Consider the following 18,005-nt stretch of genomic DNA (forward strand, 5'->3'; position numbering starts at 1 on the left):
ATGAGCGAACAAGACAAAAACGTAAAGCTTTCTGATAACGAGCGTTTGAAAAGAGAAAGTAACTTTTTACGTGGCACAATTGAGCAAGATTTAAAAGACGAGATCACCGGTGGTTTCACTGCTGATAACTTCCAACTGATCCGTTTCCACGGCATGTATCAGCAAGATGACCGTGATATTCGCCCTGAACGCGCTAAACAAAAATTAGAGCCGTTACATAATGTTATGTTACGTGCTCGTATGCCTGGCGGTATCATCAAGCCAGAGCAATGGTTAGCGATTGATAAGTTTGCTGAAGAGAAAACCAGCTATGGCAGCATTCGTTTAACCACGCGTCAAACGTTCCAGTTCCATGGTGTGCTTAAGCCAAATATTAAAGGCATGCACCAAATGCTTAATAGCGTGGGCATTGACTCAATTGCAACGGCGGGCGACGTAAACCGAAACGTATTATGTACTACGAACCCAGTTGAATCTGAGCTTCACCAAGAAGCGTACGAGTGGGCAGCGAAGATCTCTGAGCACCTATTACCAAAAACCAAAGCATACGCTGAAATCTGGTTAGATGGTGAAAAGAGTGAAACCACAGAAGAGCCAATTTTAGGTTCAACTTACTTACCGCGTAAGTTTAAAACCACAGTAACAATTCCACCGAACAATGAAGTGGATGTGCATGCGAACGACTTAAACTTCGTGGCAATTGCAGAAAACGGCAAGTTAGTTGGTTTTAACGTGTTAGTGGGGGGTGGTCTTGCGATGACTCACGGTGATACAGCAACGTATCCACGTAAAGCGGATGACTTTGGTTTCATTCCACTTGAGCACACATTGAAAATTGCTGAGCACGTGGTGTCTGTACAACGTGATTGGGGTAACCGCTCAAACCGTAAAAATGCAAAAACTAAGTACACACTTGACCGTGTAGGTTCTGATGTATTTAAAGCTGAAGTTGAAAAACGTGCCGGTGTTCAATTTGAACAGAGCCGCCCGTATGAGTTCACTCACCGTGGTGACCGTATCGGTTGGGTTGAAGGTATTGATGGTAAGCACCACTTAACGCTGTTTATCCAAAGTGGTCGTATTTTAGATTACCCAAATCAACCTCTTAAAACAGGCTGCCGTAAAATTGCTGAAATTCACCAAGGTGATTTCCGCATGACTGCAAACCAAAACTTAATCATCGCAGGTGTTCCGGCTGATCAAAAAGCGGTAATCGAAGAAATTGCTCGCAACCATGGCTTAATTGATGACAGCCATACAGAGCAGCGTAAAAACTCAATGGCGTGTGTGGCATTACCAACCTGTCCGTTAGCGATGGCTGAAGCAGAGCGTTATTTACCAAGCTTAATTGAGAAAACGGAAGCGTTATTAGCGAAACATGGTATTGGCGATGACAACATCATTATGCGTGTTGTGGGTTGTCCGAATGGCTGTGGCCGCGCCATGTTGGCAGAAGCAGGTCTTGTTGGTAAAGGTCCGGGTAAATACAACGTGTACTTAGGTGGTAACCGTGAAGGCACGCGTATTCCTAAATTGTATTTAGAAAATGTTGGCGAAGACATCTACCTAGAGGCATTCGATAAGCTTATTGGCCAATGGGCAAGTGAGCGTAATGAAGGCGAGTGTTTTGGTGATTTTGTAATTCGCAAAGGCATTGTTGCTGAAGTTAAAGTTTCAGTAACCGATTTTCACGCATAATTTTATAAGCGACACCGCTTTAAGGTTTGGAATTAACCATGAGTGAATTTAAAAACATCTTAACGATGAGCAAAGAAGACCAAACAGCTATGCTGGCTGATATTAATGGTCTTCTGGCTGATAAAAGCGCAGAGGAGCGTGTTGCGTGGGCACTTGAAAACTTACCAAGCACGCACTTTTTGTCGTCGAGCTTTGGTATTCAAGCGGCGGTGATGCTGCATTTAGTGACATCGCAGCAGCCAGATATTCCTGTGGTACTGACTGACACTGGTTATTTGTTCCCTGAAACCTATCAGTTCATCGAGCAAATGACGGAGCGACTTTCGCTTAATCTTAAAGTTTATAAAGCCCAGCTTAGCCCAGCGTGGCAAGAAGCGAAGTTTGGTAAACTTTGGGAACAAGGTGAAGCCGGTATTAAGCAGTACAATCAACTGAATAAAGTTGAGCCGATGACCCGTGCTTTAAACGAGCTTGAAGCGGGTACGTGGTTTAGTGGTTTGCGCCGCGGGCAATCATCTAGTCGTGCTGACAAGCAAATTGTTGAAATTAGCCGTGGTACTGTGAAAGTGTATCCACTTATTGAGTGGAACAACCGAGATATTTATCAGTATCTAACTAAACATGATTTACCCTATCACCCACTTTGGGAGCAAGGTTATGTATCTATGGGCGATGTTCATACAACCCGTAAACTTGAACCAGGCATGACAGAAGAAGAGACGCGTTTCTTCGGTTTAAACCGTGAATGTGGCTTGCACATTGATGGTGATGGTATTTAATCCTATTTTCCTATCAGAAAATTCATAAAGCGCGACTTAGGTTGCGCTTTTTTTGTGTCTTTTGTGTACAATTCGCGGCTTAGTAGTAGCATGGGGTCGTCGATGAGTCGTTTTGTAGTTTTCTTATTTTTTGTAGTACCGTTTTGCCAGTCAGAAGTATTGCGGGTTGGGCTACCAGACAGCGATTACCCTCCCTATCATTTTATGAATGCCGAACAAGGCGGTATTGTTCAGGACATACTGCAACGCTTTAGTGAGCAATATGCTATTGAGGTACAGTATTCGTATGCGCCAGAAAAGCGCTCGCAGAAAATGCTTGATGATGGGTTACTCGATGGGCGCATTGAATCTATAGATTGGTATACAGGGAGTAACCAGTACTATTGGAGTGAGGCGATTAGCTTTGTAGAGGATGTGTTAGTCATGCCATATGGCTGCCATATACCACCCATAGATGAGCTAATAGGCTATGTATTTATGGGTCGTTATGCTTATACTTATCCCGAATTTGAGCATTATTTTGACAGCGGGGTGATGCACCGTGAGAATTTTTATTCAGAACGAGAGATGCTCTTAGCATTAATGGACTGGGATCATAATCAGCGTATTGCCGTTATTTCTCTAGATGCATTAAACTGGTATGTGAGCCGAGATGAAGTATTCAAAAAATTAACTGTAAGCACCTATAACGTGGGAAAAGCGCCACTTCAATTACAGTTTTCAGCAACAGCAAAAACATCTTTAATCAAAGAGCAGTTTAATGACTTTATAAAAAGTCTTAAAGCCTCAGGAGAATTTGCTAAGATTGTAAGTCGCTATCAATAGTAGGTAAATGGAAGGATGAAGCGTTTTTGTTATTTTGCAGTCATGTTGCTGCTGATTAGTGTTGCGCTGCTATTTTATATTAAAAAGCCAGATGGTAAGCCTTACTTAGAACTTAGTATGTTCGAACGTTACTCTGAAAAAGTGAGTGGTAATGTGAGTGATTTTGCTTCGCAAGGTGCCGATGCATTAAGTACACAAGCTAAAAAGTTAACCGAGAAATTGAGCTTTAGCAAAGACGCACATACACCTGTTGTCGTGTATAAATGGCAAGATGAACATGGTCAGTGGCACTATGCTGATACTCCTCACCCTAATTACGTAAGTACTGCGGTAAGTTTAGATCCTAACGACATAACAGTGTTACCCGCAGAGACTTTTCAGGCAAATGAGAAGCAACCAGCAACTGCTAAAGCTGACGAAGCTCCTTCAGCGCTTGGCGTATACGACCCTAAAAACGTACAAAAAATGATGAAAGACGCAGAGCAAGTAAAACAGCTTATGGAGCAGCGTACCAAGCAACTTGAGCAGCAGCTAAAAGAGCAAGGTGGGAATTAACTTTGTTTGTTTTGTGCTGTGAGGTCGCTTTCTATTTTCATCAGTAAAATAGTGAGATAAATTTTGGTGGGCAAAGAGAACAGCACGCCAACAGCAATACACGCTGCGCTGATCATAATGCCATGCACACCCATGCTATCACCTAAGTAATTACCAGCTAATAAAGAATGCCCCAGTACAATTAGGCAAATACCTAAAATAATAAAGGTTTTTAAGATTCGAATGATGGTTTGTTCAGTCATACAAGCACCTCACTTTAGCCTTAATTAAAGTGTAGGTGCTGTTGTCATTAATAGGATTGTTCTAAATCAAGCAATTGTCGGTTATTTGTCCAATTTTACTGGGCCGTTGATGTTATCGATACTTAAATCGCCTGAACCCGCTTCGATAATTGTCAGGCCAAGTGTGTCATTCACATAAATGCTGCCAGAGCCATCGGTAATGGTAACCAGCCCTTTGATTTGTCTTACATCTATATCACCAGAGCCATCTTCGATAGTAAGCGCACCAGCCAATGTTTTAACGCTGATACTACCTGATTCATCAATAATACGTGCAGGGCCTTGGCTGTTTTCGATGCCGATATCACCAGAGTCATCTTCAATATCAATACGCCCTTGGCCTTGGTCTATCATAATTGAGCCAGAATCGTCTTCAATGCTGATATTGCCGCTGACATTGCTAATGCGAATATCCCCCGAGTCATCATCAATATTAATAGTGCGACCCCCTTCGATCACAATTGATCCTGAGTCATCATCAATGCTGATATCGTTTTGCATAGCACGAATCACGATATCACCTGAGTCATCATCGATATCCAGTTTAACCTTGTTAGGCACAGAGACAATTAAATCAATATGAGGGGATGAGCCACTGTAAAACGACAAGCTTCCATTATTGAGCTTGCTGATAAGCTCAGCCCTGTCGCCGTGCTTTTCGAGTGTTAATGTATAGGTCTCATCGCCTTTAGCTGCATAAATATTAGCATTCACTGTGATAGCCGTGGCGTTGCTGTCGCCTTTGATGATCAGTGAACCTGCTTCGGCATCAATTTTTAATTCGCTGATATTTGCAGACGACACGCTTAAGTCTTGTTGTTTTTGTTCTGCGATTTGACCCGGAGAGACATGAATAACACAGCCTGTTAATAATAAACTTGATGAGATGGCCGTTGCGCAAATTGCGCGTTTAAATGATGCAATAGTCATATGGATTCCAAAATTATTATGGTTGTTATCTGGTTAGCATTTGCAAACTATGGTCCAGTTTTAACATGCTGATTTTTATTTGTTTTTTATTTTTTGTAAATAAGTGTGTTGGTCTAAACTGCAATTTATACCAATTCGCTTAATTAAGTGGTCTATTTTGAGGCAATAAAACCTCGTTGATAACAAGGCAAAAATTTCGTTATTTAGTTGTTCTAAATCAGAAATTTTTAACGCAGGTAGCGACAGGTTTAATCCCTCAAAATGATTAAGTATTATTGCGGATTGGTATTGTTAGTGTTTTAAACAAAAAAGGGGCTGAAAATTCAGCCCCTTAGTTAACTTAACAGCAATTACTGCTCAGCCAGCATATTACGCAGTACATACTGTAAAATACCGCCGTGTTTGTAGTAATCCCACTCTTTCGGGGTATCTATACGCACATCAACACTAAAGCTAACTTGTTTGCCTTCACTGTTAGTCGCAATCACACTGACTTCATTGGTTTTGTCATATAAGCCTTCAAAGTCGAATGACTCATGACCCGTTAGACCCAATGACTCATAGCTCTCACCTTCTTTAAATTGTAGGGGTAAAACACCCATACCAATCAGGTTTGAACGGTGAATACGCTCATAGCTTTGTGCAATAACGGCTTTAACACCAAGCAGAAGTGAACCTTTAGCAGCCCAGTCCCGTGATGAGCCTGTGCCATACTCCGCGCCCGCTAAAATAATCAGTGGCGTGCCATCTTGCTGATATTGCATCGCTGCATCATAAATGCTGGCAAGCTCATCGCTTGGCTGCATACGGGTCACACCGCCTTCGGTGCCTGGGGCTAATAGATTACGTAAACGTACATTAGCAAAAGTACCGCGCATCATCACTTCGTGGTTACCACGACGCGAACCATACGAGTTAAATTGTGCCTTTTGCACACCGTGCTCTTGCAAGTAAAGACCTGCTGGGGCATCCGCTTTAATCGCACCTGCTGGCGAGACGTGGTCAGTGGTTACTGAGTCACCTAATTTTGCTAAACAGCGTGCACCACTAATGCTCGGAATACCTGGAGGCTCAATTTCCATACCATCAAAGAAGGGCGCTTTTTTGATGTAGGTTGACGCATCATCCCAATCATAAAGTTTGCCATCAGGAATTTGAATTTTCTGCCAGCGATCATCGCCTTGATACACATTGCCATAGCTTGATGCGAACATTTCTTTGGTCACGGTCTCTTTTACTAATTCATTGACTTCACTGACACTCGGCCAGATATTTTTCAGGTAAATGTCATTCCCATTAGGGTCTTGTGCTAGCGGCTCGTTGTACACATCAATATCTGTGCGGCCTGCAATAGCGTAGGCTACAACAAGTGGTGGCGAAGCTAAAAAGTTCATTTTCACATCTTGGTGAATACGACCTTCAAAGTTTCGGTTACCTGATAAAATAGAGCTGACTACCAGTTTGTGCTTTTGAATGGCTTCGCTGATCTCATCAGCCAGTGGGCCAGAGTTGCCAATACAGGTTGTACAGCCATAGCCAACAAGATTAAAGCCTAACGCATCTAAATCATCCATTAAGTCTGCTTTTTTCAGGTAGTCAGTCACTACTTGAGAGCCAGGTGCCAATGAGGTTTTAACCCAAGGTTTCACTTTTAAGCCTAATTGTTTTGCTTTTTTAGCGACTAAGCCCGCTGCTAAAATAACACTGGGGTTTGAGGTATTTGTACAGCTTGTAATTGCAGCAATGACACACGCACCGTCATTCAGCTCAAACTCCTCGCCTTTAAAGTTAACCTTAGCCGCCCCCATAAATTGTGCTTCGTTTACTGGCTCATCAGGGTTGGTTGTAGGGCCCTCATCTTCAATGCGCGCCTCTTGAATATCGCTTTTATCGCGATGCTGCATACGTTCATCTTGGAAGCCCTTTAAGTGCTCACCAATGATGTCGCCCGCTTTATCAAGGGCAATTCTATCCTGTGGACGTTTAGGACCCGCAAGGCTTGGCACCACATCATCAAGCGATAGCTCAAGAGTATCGGTGTAATGAGCTTCATCGCCAGGGTTTCGCCATAAGCCTTGATGTTTTGCATAATCTTCTATCAACTTAAGTTGTTTATCATCGCGGTTTGTTAAGCGCAGATAGTTAATGGTTTCATCATCAATAGGGAAAATACCGCAGGTTGCTCCATATTCTGGTGCCATATTGGCGATAGTAGCACGGTCAGCAAGTGGCAAATCGGCGAGTCCGTCACCATAAAACTCAACAAATTTACCCACCACACCATGCTTACGCAGCATTTCTGTTACGGTTAGCACAAGGTCAGTTGCAGTCGTGCCTTCTGGCAGACGACCATTTAGCTTAAAGCCGATAACTTGTGGGATCAATAAGCTGATTGGTTGGCCTAGCATGGCGGCTTCGGCTTCAATACCACCTACGCCCCAACCAAGTACACCAAGACCATTAATCATGGTTGTGTGTGAATCTGTGCCGACAAGGGTATCTGGGTAAGCCAGTGATTTACCATTTTTTTCATCATTGAACACCACACGGGCTAGATATTCTAAATTGACTTGGTGAACGATACCGGTTGCTGGTGGCACAACTTTCAAGTTATCAAAAGCGGTTTGTCCCCAGCGTAAAAATTCGTAACGTTCTTTATTGCGCTCGTATTCAAGTTTCGCATTTAAGTCGAATGAGCCATCTTCACCGTAGCCATCAACTTGCACCGAATGGTCAATCACAAGTTCAGCGGGTGAAAGAGGGTTAATTTTTGCTGGATCGCCACCGAGTTTTTCCATGGCGTCACGCATCGCGGCTAAATCAACAATGGCGGGCACACCTGTGAAGTCTTGCATGACAACACGGGCAGGCGTAAACGCTACTTCTGCTGATGGTTTAGCTTGCGGATCCCAGTTTAATAAAGCTTCAATATCTTGCTTTTTGATATTAACGCCATCTTCATTACGTAATAGGTTTTCGAGTAAGATTTTTAACGAGAATGGCAAGCGCTTTGCTTTATCGCCTAAGCCTTGTAAAGAGTGAATATGGTATTGTTCACCATTGATTGTAAGCTGTTTTTGGGTATCAAAACTGTTATTCATTATTTGCCCCTGTGGTTTTAACAAGCCGAGCTTGTTTTGTGTTTCCTTTTCGAGATATACACTAGCCTGTTGCAAACTTAATACCAGCTAGTAAATTTATTTTGCTGACGAAAAAGTATGCTACTTAAATAGTGTTGATGCCGACACGATTTATTTCAAGGGCAAAAAGATAAATGGTCAGTTAACTAAGTAAGGTTTTTATAGATAAGTAAGTATCTTTAGTCGAGCCAGTGTTTCTGTTTGCCTATATGGCTGACAAACATAAGTACTAAGCCAATAATAATGACACAAAATGGCGTTGCTAATGCGCTTACGCCAAACATACCAAGGCTATCAATCACCACAAAATTATAATATTGCTGGACTAATACGGCGATAAACGAGATTAAAAAGAGCTCTCTGGCAAGGGCTTTTTTTGCTAGCAATAAAATGCTCGCGAAGCTTGCTGTAAATACGGCTATCGCGAAGGCAGACGTTGACCAGAGCGGGATATCACGGTATGCAGCTTGTTGCTCAAGTGGGAGTTGGTTAATCATTTCGGGCGTGATTAATTGCTGCATTATAAATGCAATGACGCCTAAAAGATTCCAAACAAGAGCTGCCCAAGCAAGTGGCTTAAGCCAAGCGGGAGGAGTCATAAATCACCTTTTATTGTTGTTATTATCGCATTCAATTAAAGGTGATTTATGTTAACTAAGCAAGCTCTAGTTAACCAAAAGAAATAGGGCGACGGCCTGTTTTTTCGTCTACTTTTGGTTTTTTAGTACGCTTGCGTTTTGTTTTTTTCGGTGCCGTTTCGCTCGTTTCCGGTTGCGCTTTTTTCGGTGTTTCTGGTGGACGAGGATTCGGTGTTGCATCTTCGCTTAATGTTAATTGAAACAACTCACCATCAAAAGCGAGCACATCACCACTGTATAATTTTTTCCGTTTTATTGTACAAATTTCATGGTTTACTCCAACATAACCTTCACCTATTAGTGCTTTTGCCTGGCCTCCGGTTTCGACTAGGTCGAGCACTTTTAGCAAATTGCATAACTCTATAGGCTCTTCTTCTAGTTCAATTTCTATGAAATCTTCGTTCATGTTGGTCTCTCGTCATTTAATCCTAGCCATTATAAAGCCTAGCACTGGATTGAACCAAGATTAAATTTTTAACTTCTTAAAAGGGTTAAAACTGCTTTCGGAAAAATAATGATATTTTTTCAAAAGTAGTAAAAAAATTGCAGCATTTGCTGGGTACACTGCGCCCGTTCTAAATTGGTGTACTAATTGCTATAAGCAATCTCGTTTCATTTTAAATTCGTTCTGGAGAAGTAGTAATGGGCGTAAGAACAGCACTAAGAAAAGAGTTAATGGGGTTACAGGATTCGTCACTATTAGCCGCAGATGATGTGCGAGCTTTGCTTACAAAAGCAATCAAAGCTAAGCCCGAAAAGTCAGAACAAGGCTTCGCGTTAATTTCACGATTTAATGATAATCACAGTCAACTGGTTTTTGGTGAAAGTAATAAAGAAAAACTACTCGAATACCAGACCCATCGTTTATTCAAAGAGATTTTATACACACGAAAAAGTTTTGATAAGTGGTTAAATAAATATTTAAATTAATTGTATTGTTTTCTCATTTAGATTACATTTGTAATCTTTGTGGGGGAGCACTATGAAGAAGATTTATATACTATGCATGCTGTTTCTGTTAGCTAGCTGCCAGCAACCTACGGTCTACGTTTACACCGAAAATCTTGATGCACAAAAAAAGAGTCAATTAGAGTTAGCACTACGCAACCAAAGTTTGCCTTACGAGTATGTTCAGCTTGATATTCCACGGGAGTTCTCTGAAGCCACACTCATGCTTTCGCAAGATAAAATACTGACTCATGAAGCAGAGCAACTAGGTGACATTATGCTGCAGCTTGGCTATCAACCCGTTATTAAATACATCACTGAAGCAAATCATGTTTACAAAAATGGTAACATCGGCTTTTACTTGAAAGAGCCAAGTGAGCAAGGCGAGTTTTCAATGCCTAGTCGCGTTTTAACAACGGGGTGTGATGAAGATAAGTTCAATGATCTTGTTGTGACATTCACAGATACACAGGCAGAGTTCACACTTAGAAGCGGTACGAAAGTGGTGCTCAACTGGGAGTATTTATACGGTTACCTAGTTATTTACTATAAAAATTACTCGCAAACGTATGCGCATTCTCAGCCTTTTATTAACACCCCATTTGGTGAAAAGCCCTCAGACACCTATTGGTTTACTGCACGGGTTAATGAACCAAGCTGGCTGAATTGCTCGTTACAAATTGTGTATATGGATTAGCCGCGTGACTCTAAATAATTACTGAGCTTAATGATGCGTTCACTCATTCCTTCGATGATACGATCTTTTATTTTCTCACGTATTACGTTTGGTAGGCGAGTAAGCGCTTCTGGTGTGATTGCAAGTACGATAGTATCGATCTTAGCCCGCGCACTGGTACTTCGTTCACGGTTATTGATAAACGCGCCTTCACCAATAAATTCACCAGGCTCTATACTGCCTAGCTCAACTAAATGGCTTTGCTTAAACACGGTAAGAGAGCCACTTAGTACAATATAAAGACGTTTGTCATTATCAAATTGTTTAAAAACCGCACGGCCTTGTTGTACTAAATATAAGTGACTAAACGATTCTAATAACACCTGTCGTTCACTAAGAGAAAACTCTCTAAAAAACGACAGCCTGTTAATAATTTCCATTTGTTTAATAAGCGGAATATGCTCGATTAACTTCATTGATTCACTGTGTTCATAGTGTGAAATTTAGCTAATATTGCGCTCTTTTAGCTTGCGGGTCAATGTATTACGCCCCCAACCAATTTTGATGGCTGCTTCTTGTTTGTGGCCTGCACAGTTTGCTAGTGCGGTTTTAATTAAGCGAGTTTCTAATTGTGCTTGAATGGCAGGCCAAATATTCTCTTTACCTTGTTTAAGTTCAAGATTAAGCCATTGTTGAAATGCATCTAGCCAGTCGCCTTCATGCTCTGTAGGGGCTGCGGCAATAATTTCGGGAGGTAAATCTTGCTCGCTGATAAGCTCACCTGGCGCCATAACAGTTAACCAACGGCAGGTATTCTCTAGTTGGCGAACATTGCCAGGCCAATTGAATAGGCGTAATTGCTCAGTGGCTTTAGGGCTTAATATTTTGCTTTCGACTTGCAGTTCTTTAGCACTTTTATGTAAAAAATGTTGTGCGAGGCGCTCAATATCTTCGGTACGTTCACGCAGGGCGGGTAGGCGTAAACGCACCACGTTTAAACGATGGAATAAGTCGTCACGAAACTTTCCTTGTTTTACCAAGTCTTCAAGGTTTTGGTGGGTGGCGGCGATGATTCGTACATCGACCTTAATGCTTTGATGACCGCCAACACGGTAAAATTCACCATCGGCGAGTACACGTAATAAGCGAGTTTGCACATCAAGTGGCATATCACCAATTTCGTCTAAAAATAATGTGCCGCCATTTGCCTGTTCAAAGCGGCCTTTACGAATGCTGTCAGCTCCTGTGAATGCGCCTTTTTCATGGCCGAATAACTCTGACTCCACTAATTCTTTAGGAATGGCAGCCATATTAAGGGCGATAAACTGGTTTTCTTTGCGTGGGCTATGGTTGTGTAAGGCGCTGGCGACAAGCTCCTTACCTGTACCCGATTCGCCATTGATTAACACACTCATACTTGAAGCTGATAATTTACCAATCGCACGAAACACCTCTTGCATAGCAGGTGCTTCACCTATGATATGCGCATTGGTTTGCGGTGCTAATTTACGTTTGGTTTTTTTTGTTGAGTTAGCACGACATGCGCTTTCTACCAATGCTACGGCTTCATCTAAATCAAACGGTTTGGCAAGATACTCAAAAGCCCCCTTTTGAAACGCATTAACTGCTGAGTCGAGATCTGAGTGGGCAGTCATGATGATCACAGGTAAGCCAGGATTTTGATCAGCAATTGTTTCTAGCAATGCCATGCCGTCCATACCTGGCATACGCACGTCAGAGACGAGCACTGTGGGCTGGCTAAATTTTAATGCATTAAGTACATCTTGTGCATTTGCATAGCTTTGGGTTTCAAATCCTGCTCTTGCCAGCGCTTTTTCTAATACAAAGCGTATTGAGGCATCATCATCAACTAACCAGACTGTTTTCATGATTACTCCAAAAAACCATTAATCCGTAAAAGGCAAATAGATATTAAATTCTGTATGACCAGGCCAACTGTCACAGTCTATGTGTCCGTCATGTTGGTCAACCAAGGTTTGCGCGATGGATAAACCAAGCCCTGAACCATTTTCTTTATTGGTGATCATTGGATAGAACAAAGTTTCTTTTAGATTCTTATCTATACCTGGACCATTATCCGAAATTTGGATCAGCAAGGTTTTTTTCGGCGCTTTACCAGGACGTCTATGCTGGTGGTTAATACGGGTTTTTATTCTAATTTCACCACCATCAACGAGAGCCTGTTGGGCATTACGAATAATGTTCAACACCACCTGCTGAATTTTACTTTGATCGATATACACATTAGGTATGCTCGGATCATAGTCTTTTACTAGGGTGATATTCGCACTATTATCTAGCATGCTTAGCTTGATTACTGACTCAAGTGCTTGGTGAATATTGCCATAGGATTTGTGTGGCAACTGATTCGGACCAAGTAATCGGTCGACTAGCTCTCGCAATCTGTCTGCTTGCTCAATAATAAGCTCTGCACATTGATCTCGTTCTTGCTGATCAACCTCGTACTGCAATAATTGCGCCGCTCCGCGAATTCCACCTAACGGATTTTTTATTTCGTGCGCTAAACCGCGTATTAAATTACGCGCAGCTTGATATTGATGCATTTGATTGGAGGCTTGATCATGACGAATTTCATCGTCCATTTGGCGGCATTCAAACAAAATGTAGTTTTCATTTTTGCTGCTGAGCCGTCGCGTACTGATTGTTAATTTAGCATGACGAGAATCGATGAACACCACGTCAGCTCTATGCTGGTGGCAATCAACACCATCGAACAACGAGTACTGGGCGATACGTTTTAAATCAATTGAGTGATAGTTAAATAGATTATCGAATGGTTGGTTGATAATACGTTTTGGGCCTAAACCTAAAAGCTCACTTGCACTGTCATTTGCATAAACCAGTTTGAAGTTTCGGTCGAGCAAGATAACTGCAGTACTTAAATTTTTCCAGATACTGTCGAGTATTTCTGAGTCGAAGGGAGTATTACTGAGCATGTTTGCACCATTTTAGTGCGTTGCGATTAAGCATAGCTTAGCACAGCCATTCTGCATTGTGAGGTATCTATTATAAAAAGTTAATTGCCGTTTAATACAGATGCTCGATGCATAAAAAAGGTGCTTACTGGGCTAACCGAAACGAGTTTATTGTTCTCATTAAAAAGCTTAGCTTGCAGTGTGTGTTCGCCTCGATTGACTTCTCTAAGTGCAAAGGTTGTACTGCTACTGGCAACACCTAAAGGAGTGCCATCAACAAAGAGTTGTACCTTAAAGCCTGTTGCAAAGCGTGGGCTAATACGAGTCGTTACATAAACGGAACCGGTATTCTCTCTAACGGTGGCTTCATTTTCAGGTGAGGCTATTGTCACTTTAAAATTAACCGGTGTAACGTTAGGGCTGCTATCTAGAATGCTCGTATCGGTTGCTGGCATAGTGAGATTTTGCGTATTTAGCTTTACTTCAGTTGCGCCTGGACGTGGTGTATCAGAAAAGACTAAAACACCATTTCTATCCTTCCACGAATACACTTTCTTCTGAGCGGTACCATGACTAAAAGTACTAACAAAAGTTAGTACTGCTAACAATAAAGTTATGCTTTTCACTCTGCAACCCTGCATTTCTTAATCTATTTAAAACTGTAGAGGAGAATACGTCGAATTACCATTAAAAAAGCCCGCAAAGCGGGCTTGAGAACACACATTTATTATCTGATATAGATAATTCTGCTACAGCGTAATTACACGCTGTAGTACATTTCAAACTCAACTGGGTGAGTTGTCATGTTAAGCTTTTCAACTTCTTTGTTCTTCAGTGAGATGTATGCATCGATTAGATCGTCAGTGAATACACCACCTTGGGTTAAGAACTCACGGTCAGCGTCTAAAGAAGCAAGTGCTTCGCTCAGTGAAGAGGCAACTTGTGGGATCTCAGCAGCTTCTTCAGCTGGTAAGTCGTATAAATCTTTATCCATAGCGTCGCCAGGGTGGATCTTGTTTTTGATACCGTCAAGGCCAGCCATAAGCATTGCTGAGAATGCTAGGTATGGGTTAGCTGTTGGATCAGGGAAACGTACCTCGATACGACGTGCTTTTGCAGACGGTACCACAGGGATACGGATTGAAGCAGAACGGTTACGTGCAGAGTATGCAAGCATTACTGGTGCTTCGAAGCCTGGTACTAGACGTTTGTACGAGTTAGTTGACGCGTTAGCGAATGCGTTGATTGCTTTAGCGTGCTTGATGATACCACCGATGTAGTAAAGTGCTTCTTCAGAAAGACCCGCGTATTTGTCACCAGCGAAGATGTTTACACCATCTTTACCTAAAGATTGGTGACAGTGCATACCAGAACCGTTATCACCTACAAGTGGCTTAGGCATAAAGGTTGCTGTCTTACCATAAAGGTGAGCCATGTTATGGATAACATATTTCATCTCTTGGATTTCGTCTGCTTTTAATACCATGGTATTGAAGCGTGTTGCGATTTCGTTTTGACCCGCAGTTGCAACTTCGTGGTGGTGAGCTTCTACAACTTGGCCTAGTTCTTCAAGAACTAAACATGTAGCTGAACGCCAGTCGTGTGATGAATCAATAGGTGAACATGGGAAGTAGCCACCTTTAACACCTGGACGATGGCCTTTATTGCCACCTTCGTAGTCTTTATCTGAGTTCCATGCAGCTTCGATATCATCAATTTTGTACATAGAACCAGACATGTCTGATTTGTATTTTACATCATCAAATAGGAAGAACTCTGGCTCTGGGCCGAATAAAACAGTGTCAGCGATACCTGTTGAACGCATGTATTCTTCAGCGCGCTTTGCAACAGAGCGTGGATCACGCTCGTAACCTTGAAGTGTTGAAGGCTCAACAACGTCACAACGTACGATTAAAGTAGCTTCTTCAGAAAATGGGTCCATTTTAGCAGACTCAGGTACAGGCATTAGTACCATGTCTGATTCATTGATGCCTTTCCAGCCAGCAATTGAAGAACCGTCAAACATTTTGCCATCTTCAAAGAACTCTTCATCAATTTGGTGATGAGGAATAGAAACATGCTGTTCTTTACCTTTGGTATCAGTAAAGCGTAAATCAATGAACTTAACGTCATTTTCTTTGATAAAATCTAAAACCGATTGTGACATGTGTCCTCCAATTGTTGGGTTTTATTTTTGCTGCATTATTGCTTTTGTTTTATATAAGCTGATTTCATGCCATATTTTTAACATGTTGTTTAGGCTTATAAAAAAAAATAGAATAGGGTTTTGTTAAAACTTTTTGCACAATTTTGGTGCGTAAAAGTTTCATTGTGGTGCATTGCTTTTTCACGATGCCAAATGCACAGAAATTGAACATACCTAATCGTTGAACTCTGCGCTTAATTTACTCTCAAAATATGGCTCATTACTCAGAATATCGCCAGTTTTTACTATTTGAAATGAATAAATTTCATAAATTTGTCATTTATAAAACAGATACTTAGAAAAAGCCTGAAGAAAGTTTATAAATTTATATTGGATAAACTTTCATCCATGCCATTATTAAGGGATAATATGCGCCCTTTTAAATCCTATGCTGGGACATCTGGTGAAAACTCAGATGAGTGCGTAGATCTTGCAGGATCAATGAGATTCAATTTCTCTGAGAAAAAATATGAGCATCGAAAAGTTAAGAAATATAGCGATTATCGCCCACGTTGACCACGGTAAAACAACTTTGGTTGATAAACTGCTTGAGCAATCAGGCACATTAGAAACGCGCGGCGGTAACGAAGAGCGCGTAATGGACTCAAACGACATTGAGAAAGAGCGTGGTATTACCATTTTAGCTAAAAATACAGCTATCTCTTGGAATGACTACCATATCAATATCGTAGATACCCCAGGACACGCCGACTTCGGTGGTGAAGTAGAACGCGTACTTTCGATGGCTGACTCAGTATTACTACTTGTTGATGCTCAAGAAGGTCCAATGCCACAAACGCGTTTCGTAACGCAAAAAGCATTCGCACAAGGTTTAACGCCGATTGTTGTTATCAACAAAATCGACAAACCAGGTGCACGTCCTGACTGGGTTATGGACCAAGTTTTCGATTTATTCGATAACCTAGGTGCAACTGACGAACAGTTAGACTTTAAAGTAATCTATGCATCAGCTATCAACGGCTGGGCAACAATGGATTTAGACACGCCATCTGACAACATGGAACCTATGTTCCAGATGATCGTTGACGAAGTATCTCCACCGGATGCAGATCCTGAAGGTGCTCTTCAAATGCAAATTTCTCAGCTTGACTACAACTCATACATCGGTGTTATCGGTGTAGGTCGTATCAAGCGTGGTACTGTTCGTCCTAACCAACAAGTAACGATTGTTAGTGCAGACGGTACTAAGCGTAACGGTAAAGTTGGCCAAGTAATGAGTTACTTAGGTCTTGAGCGTCACGAAGCAGAATCTGCCGGCGCGGGTGACATCATTGCTATCACAGGTCTTGGCGAGTTAAAAATTTCAGACACTATCTGTGATGTAAATACCGTTGAAGCATTACCACCACTAAGCGTTGATGAGCCTACAGTAACAATGACGTTCTCTGTAAATACATCACCATTTGCTGGTAAAGAAGGTAAATTCGTAACTTCACGTAACATCCTTGAGCGTTTACAAGCTGAGCTTGTTCACAACGTTGCGCTACGTGTTGAAGAAACTGACAACCCTGATAGCTTCCGTGTTTCTGGTCGTGGTGAATTACACTTAGGTATCTTAATCGAGAACATGCGTCGTGAAGGTTACGAGCTTGCTGTATCTCGTCCACAAGTAATTTTACGTGAAGTTGATGGTCAAAAAGAAGAGCCATACGAAACTCTTACAATCGACTGTCAAGAAGAGCACCAAGGTTCTATCATGGAGCAAATTGGTCTTCGTAAAGGTGAACTAACAGACATGTCTCCAGATGGTAAAGGCCGTGTACGTATGGACTTTATGATCCCAAGCCGTGGCTTAATTGGTTTCCAAACTGAATTTATGACATTAACCTCTGGTTCTGGTCTTCTTTACCATACATTCGATCACTATGGTCCACATAAAGGCGGTACTATTGGTGCACGTAAGAATGGTGTAATGATTGCGAACGCAACGGGTAAAGCACTTACTAACGCGTTATTCAACTTACAAGACCGTGGTAAGCTATTTATCGGTCACGGTGTTGAAGTTTACGAAGGTATGGTTATTGGTATCCATAGCCGTGATAACGACCTAACTGTAAACGCACTTAAAGGTAAGCAACTTACAAACGTTCGTGCATCAGGTACTGATGAAGCGCAAACATTAACGCCACCACTAAACTACACGCTTGAGCAAGCGATTGAGTTCATCGATGATGACGAGTTAGTGGAAGTAACACCTGAGAGCATTCGTATTCGTAAACGTCACTTAACTGAAAGTGACCGTAAACGTGCGAGCCGTCAAGCTAAAGACTAATAACGTCTTTTAGTTTTAAAAAAATATAAACCGCCGTATTGAAAAATACGGCGGTTTTTTTAGGCCTTTAAAATAAAGA

General features: G+C 41.7%; 17 protein-coding genes. 7 read left to right on the forward strand and 10 right to left on the reverse strand.

Annotated features, from left to right (window positions below; translation table 11 throughout):
* From cysI to LY624_RS00945, 4 genes are all read left to right on the forward strand, one after another.
* Entirely contained in the window at positions 1 to 1,698 is a 1,698-nt protein-coding gene (cysI, locus tag LY624_RS00930; protein WP_341803660.1) for an assimilatory sulfite reductase (NADPH) hemoprotein subunit, read from the forward strand.
* A gap of 38 nt (positions 1,699 to 1,736) precedes the next feature.
* Positions 1,737 to 2,477, forward strand: coding sequence for a phosphoadenylyl-sulfate reductase (locus LY624_RS00935; RefSeq protein WP_237119874.1), 741 nt, complete (start codon positions 1,737 to 1,739; stop codon positions 2,475 to 2,477).
* Positions 2,478 to 2,579: 102 nt separating this feature from the next.
* A complete protein-coding gene (locus tag LY624_RS00940) occupies positions 2,580 to 3,302 on the forward strand; it encodes a transporter substrate-binding domain-containing protein (RefSeq protein ID WP_130151479.1) in 723 nt (240 codons plus the stop codon).
* Between the two features lie 15 nt (positions 3,303 to 3,317).
* A complete protein-coding gene (locus LY624_RS00945) occupies positions 3,318 to 3,857 on the forward strand; it encodes a DUF4124 domain-containing protein (RefSeq protein ID WP_341803661.1) in 540 nt (179 codons plus the stop codon).
* Here the strand turns inward: LY624_RS00945 and LY624_RS00950 are convergent.
* From LY624_RS00950 to LY624_RS00970, 5 genes are all read right to left on the reverse strand, one after another.
* A complete protein-coding gene (locus LY624_RS00950; RefSeq protein WP_341803662.1) occupies positions 3,854 to 4,099 on the reverse strand; it encodes a hypothetical protein in 246 nt (81 codons plus the stop codon). The two genes, LY624_RS00945 and LY624_RS00950, sit on opposite strands and share 4 nt — an antisense overlap.
* An 81-nt stretch (positions 4,100 to 4,180) precedes the next feature.
* Positions 4,181 to 5,068: a hypothetical protein gene (locus LY624_RS00955; RefSeq protein WP_341803663.1), complete on the reverse strand. Its 888-nt coding sequence runs from the start codon at positions 5,066 to 5,068 to the stop codon at positions 4,181 to 4,183.
* A gap of 350 nt (positions 5,069 to 5,418) precedes the next feature.
* A complete protein-coding gene (gene acnA / locus LY624_RS00960; RefSeq protein ID WP_341803664.1) occupies positions 5,419 to 8,169 on the reverse strand; it encodes an aconitate hydratase AcnA in 2,751 nt (916 codons plus the stop codon).
* Positions 8,170 to 8,387: 218 nt separating this feature from the next.
* The gene (locus tag LY624_RS00965) at positions 8,388 to 8,807 is read right to left on the reverse strand and encodes a hypothetical protein (protein ID WP_341803665.1); all 420 of its coding nucleotides are present in this window, start codon (positions 8,805 to 8,807) and stop codon (positions 8,388 to 8,390) included.
* A gap of 70 nt (positions 8,808 to 8,877) precedes the next feature.
* Positions 8,878 to 9,252 carry an RNA-binding S4 domain-containing protein gene (locus LY624_RS00970; protein ID WP_341803666.1) on the reverse strand — a complete coding sequence of 125 codons (375 nt, stop codon included), beginning with the start codon at positions 9,250 to 9,252 and terminating at the stop codon, positions 8,878 to 8,880.
* A gap of 236 nt (positions 9,253 to 9,488) precedes the next feature.
* On the opposite strand from LY624_RS00970, the gene LY624_RS00975 reads away from it, so the two are divergent.
* Both LY624_RS00975 and LY624_RS00980 read left to right on the forward strand, forming a co-directional pair.
* On the forward strand, positions 9,489 to 9,776 hold the full coding sequence (locus LY624_RS00975) for a hypothetical protein (protein ID WP_130151487.1): 288 nt from the start codon (positions 9,489 to 9,491) through the stop codon (positions 9,774 to 9,776).
* Between the two features lie 52 nt (positions 9,777 to 9,828).
* On the forward strand, positions 9,829 to 10,491 hold the full coding sequence (locus LY624_RS00980; protein WP_130151488.1) for a hypothetical protein: 663 nt from the start codon (positions 9,829 to 9,831) through the stop codon (positions 10,489 to 10,491).
* On the opposite strand, the gene LY624_RS00985 is transcribed toward LY624_RS00980, so the two are convergent.
* The 5 genes from LY624_RS00985 to glnA form a co-directional block, all read right to left on the reverse strand.
* Entirely contained in the window at positions 10,488 to 10,946 is a 459-nt protein-coding gene (locus LY624_RS00985) for a cyclic nucleotide-binding domain-containing protein (RefSeq protein WP_062568218.1), read from the reverse strand. The genes LY624_RS00980 and LY624_RS00985 overlap by 4 nt on opposite strands.
* A 27-nt stretch (positions 10,947 to 10,973) precedes the next feature.
* Entirely contained in the window at positions 10,974 to 12,359 is a 1,386-nt protein-coding gene (gene ntrC, locus LY624_RS00990; RefSeq protein WP_341803667.1) for a nitrogen regulation protein NR(I), read from the reverse strand.
* 18 nt (positions 12,360 to 12,377) lie between these two features.
* Positions 12,378 to 13,448, reverse strand: coding sequence for a nitrogen regulation protein NR(II) (glnL, locus tag LY624_RS00995; RefSeq protein WP_130151490.1), 1,071 nt, complete (start codon positions 13,446 to 13,448; stop codon positions 12,378 to 12,380).
* A gap of 80 nt (positions 13,449 to 13,528) precedes the next feature.
* The gene (locus tag LY624_RS01000; protein ID WP_341803668.1) at positions 13,529 to 14,053 is read right to left on the reverse strand and encodes a DUF4124 domain-containing protein; all 525 of its coding nucleotides are present in this window, start codon (positions 14,051 to 14,053) and stop codon (positions 13,529 to 13,531) included.
* Between the two features lie 134 nt (positions 14,054 to 14,187).
* Positions 14,188 to 15,594, reverse strand: coding sequence for a glutamate--ammonia ligase (gene glnA, locus LY624_RS01005; protein WP_062568222.1), 1,407 nt, complete (start codon positions 15,592 to 15,594; stop codon positions 14,188 to 14,190).
* Between the two features lie 508 nt (positions 15,595 to 16,102).
* Here glnA and typA point away from each other — a divergent pair.
* Positions 16,103 to 17,926 carry a translational GTPase TypA gene (typA, locus tag LY624_RS01010; protein WP_062568223.1) on the forward strand — a complete coding sequence of 608 codons (1,824 nt, stop codon included), beginning with the start codon at positions 16,103 to 16,105 and terminating at the stop codon, positions 17,924 to 17,926.
* Positions 17,927 to 18,005: the final 79 nt, after the last annotated feature.

The organism is Pseudoalteromonas sp. N1230-9 (assembly GCF_032716425.1).
In the GTDB taxonomy this organism is placed as follows: domain Bacteria; phylum Pseudomonadota; class Gammaproteobacteria; order Enterobacterales; family Alteromonadaceae; genus Pseudoalteromonas.